The following is a 3850-nucleotide window of genomic DNA, read 5'->3' on the forward strand; positions in this document are numbered from 1 at the left end:
GCAGGGTCGCTGACGTGTGGCTCGGTGCGTCGGCTCGTTGTCCGGCCAGGCCCTGCCGCCGCCCACGGGCACCGCAGCCATGCCCTCTTGCGTCCTCCGGGCCCTCCGGCGCCCTCCAAACCAGTGGTGCAGGGTCGCTGACGTGTGGCTCGGTGCGTCGGCTCGTTGTCCGGCCAGGCCCTGCCGCCGCCCACCGGCACCGCGGCCTGCCCGCCCGCTTGCTGTCTATGCCGCGAACTCTGCTCGACACGTCGGCTCGAAGCCCGGCCAGGACCCGTCTCTCCGCATCAATGTCGCACGTAATTCCCCTTCGAGTATTTCAAACGTTGAATTCGCATCGTTGGAATTGCAACGTTTTGAGGCATTCTTTAAAACTGACCGCGTTAAATTACGTGCGACTTATGTTTGGCTCGGGCCCTGCCGATGCCTGCGGGCGTTGGGAGCGGCTCCTTGGCCCCTGAATTCATGAAAATACTTGTTGCGGTGTGGCGTGTACCCGATGAGGTTGAACGTTAGCGATGAGGTTGAATGCTCCGGCCCTCCGGCGGCCTCCCCGCCGGCGGCGTGGTTGGAATTCGTGATTGAGCGTGTTGCTCGGGGATCTTGCGCCGCTTGGGGAGGAATGACGCTGTATAGCTGCTCGTGCAATGCTGCACTCACTAGTGCATTGCTTCCTGAACTAGTAGTGGTGTTACGAGCTGCTGTGTACGCGGATAGGTTGTTGCTATCTGGATAGGTTATGAGCATCCGGATAGCTTATTAACCTATCCGGATCGGCGTATCCTATCCGGATCGGCGTAACCTATCCGGAACGTCAGCAGTCCGGTCAGTGCCGCCGGGACAGCCCGGCCGCGCACGTGAGGGGGCCTCACCCCAAGCGAAGCGCCCGCCCACGCATCATGCGGGGGCGGGCGGCAACACGAAGAACGCGTGGAGCACGTGCAGTGCACGCAACCCAAGCAGCGCACACGCCGAATACGGTGCGCATGACACTAGGGCCGCAAGCAGTGCGTGCGCCGCGTGCTTACTTCTTCTCGAGCGTCACTCGGTACACGTTGGTCTCGCGCAGCTGGAAGCCGGCGCGCTGGTAGAGGCGGTTCGCGGCCTCGCGTGAGGGGCGCGACGTCAGGTCGACGGTGCGCGCGCCGACCTTCTTCGCGTGCTCGATCGCGGCGACCACGAGGGATTGGCCGGCGCCCTGGCCGCGGGCGGCCTCGTCGACGACGACGTCCTCGACCCACGCGCGCACGCCCGTCGGAATCTCGAAGGTGGCCAGCGACAGCATGCCGAGGATCGGGTGATTGCCCTCATCATCGGCCGCGTCGGGGCGGAAGACGAAGAGGTGGACGCCACCCTGGGCGATGAAGCGCTCAACGTCCGCCTCGCTCATGGGCTTGGCGGAGCGGGACAGCTGGGGGAGGAGGCGCGCCATGGCCTCGTGGAGCTCGGGGGTGGGGGCGGTGATCAGTTCGATGGTCATAATTCTCCTAACGTGAGGTCCAATTGTAACTGTACGGGGCGGTGAGCCCGGGCGCTCGGGTGGTGCGTGGACCAGTTGCTTGTGAACGTGCTCCGCATAGACTACACTTACATTCCATGGAAACTAATTCTGCCACGATGGATGTCATCCGCCTCGAAGGTCCCTGTGAGATCGATGAAATGCGGGTCTCGCAGCTCCCTGTCCCCCAGGTGAGGGAGGGCTGGATGCGGGTGCGCGTCGAAGCTTTCGGCATCAACGAGTCTGAGTCCCACTCGCGTCGGGGCCTCTCCGACCCGGATTTCACGTATCCGCGGGTCCTTGGAATCGAGGGCGTCGGCGTCGTCGATGAGGTTGCGCCCGGCAGTGTCTTCCAGCCCGGCCAGCAGGTCGCCTTCATGATGGGCGGTCTTGGGCGCGAGTATGACGGCTCCTACGCGCGCTACACCCTGATTCCCGAGCGCATCGCGATCCCCTTTACGTCCGACCTTGACTGGGCGACGATCGGTGCGATCCCCGAGATGACGCAGACAGCGTATGGCTCGCTCGTCCATGCGATGCGCGCCCGGAGCGGCGACACGGTTCTTGTGCGCGGAGGAACCTCGACGGTCGGCCTGATGGCGGTGCGCTTGGGTGTTCGCATGGGCATGACGGTGATTGCGACGACGCGCCGTGAGTCCGCTCGTCCGGTCCTGAACGAGGCCGGGGCCGCCCACGTGGTCATCGACGACGGGCGGATTGAGGGCAAGGTGCGCGCTCTCGCTCCGGGTGGTGTGGATGCGGCGCTGGAGCTTGTGGGTATCCCGGTGCTCGGCGATACTCTGCGCTGCGTGCGCCCCGGCGGCATGGTGTCGTTCACGGGGTCGCTGACGGACGTGTGGTCGATGAAGGACTTCTCGCCTTTCGGCCTGATTCCCTCGACCGTGGGCCTCACGGTCTATCACGGCCAGGCCTGGGATCTGCTGGCGTCCGTCTTGCAGGAGGTGCTCGACGCGGTGAAGGCGGGTGAGATGAGTGTGCCGATTGCGAGGGTTTTCCACGGCCTGGAGCAGGTGCCCGACGCGCACCGCGCGCTCGATTCCCACGCGGTGCCCGGTAAGAACGTCGTGGTGCTTGGCTAGGCGTCTCCTGCGTGTCGGTCGTGTGGGCGCCGAGGCCGGGCGAAGCTTTGTGGCGGCTGCGGTCGGCCCAGCGTTGCGGTTACGCCCCAGCGCGCTCCAGGAGGAGGGCGACCTCGGCGTGGGTGGTGTGGGGGAACATGTCGAAGAGGCGCCCCTCGACGGGGCGCAGCGTGGGCATGGCCGCCAGGTCTGTGGCCAGCGACGCGGGGTTACACGAGGAGTAGATGATGCGGGGCGCGTCGCACTCGTTTAGGTAGGCGGCCAGGTCGGTTCCGATGCCTCGGCGCGGCGGGTTCACGACGATCACGTCGGGCACGTCCGCCGCGGACTGGGCGCGCGCCCACGAGGTCGCGTCGTCAGCGATGAAGGTGGCAGCACTGCGCGACAGGCCCGCGTGGCGTGCGGCGCTGATCGCCGAGGAGATCGCCCCGGAGGACACCTCGACGCCGGTGACGCGCGGGAATCCGGCGCGCGCGCAGGCGAGCGCGAAGCCTCCAACGCCGCAGTACAGGTCCCACAGGCTGCTCGGAAGGCGCCCGTCGGCGAAGGGGCGTGAGGCCCACAGCGCGGCCTGCTCGTACAGGGCGGAGGCGACGTGCGCGTTGGTCTGCGCGAAGGAACGCGGCCCCAGCTCGAGCCCCTCGACGGACAGCGGCAGCGTGCGGGTGCGCGTCAGGATGATCTCGTCGGGCCCCTCCACGATGGCCTCGTGTGTGGGGTGAATGTTCGCGGTGACGACGTGGGCGGCCGGCACGAGGTCGCCCAGCAGCGGCAGCGCGGCGCGGATGTCGGAGACGCGCTCGCGGGTGCGCAGCACGAAGCGGATCATGAGCCGCTCGCCCTCGCCCACGGTGATGAGGATGTTTTTGAGCTCCCCGCGCTTGGTGGGAACGTCGTAGGGGGTGAGGCTCAGGGAGCGGATGAAGCGCTTGAGGCCGGGCGTCGCGCGGTTGATCGCCGGGTGCTGGATGGGGCAGCCGGGCAGGTCGACGCCGCGCCGGTCGGGCCCGAGGATTCCGAGCGTGGGGCGGCGCCGGGTGCCTCCGACGACGAGCTTCGCGCTCGTGCGAAATCCCTTTTCCGGGGACGAGGCCGGGGCCAGCCAGGTGATATCACCGGCTCCCGGGACGGTGGCCAGGGCGGCCGCGACGGCCTCTTCCTTGCCCGCGAGCTGGCGCTCGTAGGGCTGGGGGAGGAGGGAGCAGGACCGGCAGGTTCCGGCGTCATAGTGGTCGCAGCGCATCTTTTAAGT

At 67.1% G+C, this 3850-nt stretch carries 3 protein-coding genes; 1 reads left to right on the forward strand and 2 read right to left on the reverse strand.

Translation table 11 applies throughout. From position 1 onward, the window contains the following. Window positions 1-1024: 1024 nt before the first annotated feature. Window positions 1025-1480: a GNAT family N-acetyltransferase gene (locus tag HMPREF1138_RS06600; RefSeq protein ID WP_009057885.1), complete on the reverse strand. Its 456-nt coding sequence runs from the start codon at window positions 1478-1480 to the stop codon at window positions 1025-1027. A gap of 116 nt (window positions 1481-1596) precedes the next feature. Here HMPREF1138_RS06600 and HMPREF1138_RS06605 point away from each other — a divergent pair, with 116 nt between their 5' ends. After that, the gene (locus HMPREF1138_RS06605; RefSeq protein ID WP_039937269.1) at window positions 1597-2598 is read left to right on the forward strand and encodes a zinc-binding dehydrogenase; all 1002 of its coding nucleotides are present in this window, start codon (window positions 1597-1599) and stop codon (window positions 2596-2598) included. A 79-nt stretch (window positions 2599-2677) separates the two neighbouring features. On the opposite strand, the gene HMPREF1138_RS06610 is transcribed toward HMPREF1138_RS06605, so the two are convergent. Continuing rightward, window positions 2678-3841 carry a methyltransferase domain-containing protein gene (locus HMPREF1138_RS06610; protein ID WP_009057884.1) on the reverse strand — a complete coding sequence of 388 codons (1164 nt, stop codon included), beginning with the start codon at window positions 3839-3841 and terminating at the stop codon, window positions 2678-2680. Between the last annotated feature and the right edge of the window lie 9 nt (window positions 3842-3850).

This window comes from Actinomyces sp. ICM58 (assembly GCF_000283035.1).
GTDB lineage: Bacteria > Actinomycetota > Actinomycetes > Actinomycetales > Actinomycetaceae > Pauljensenia.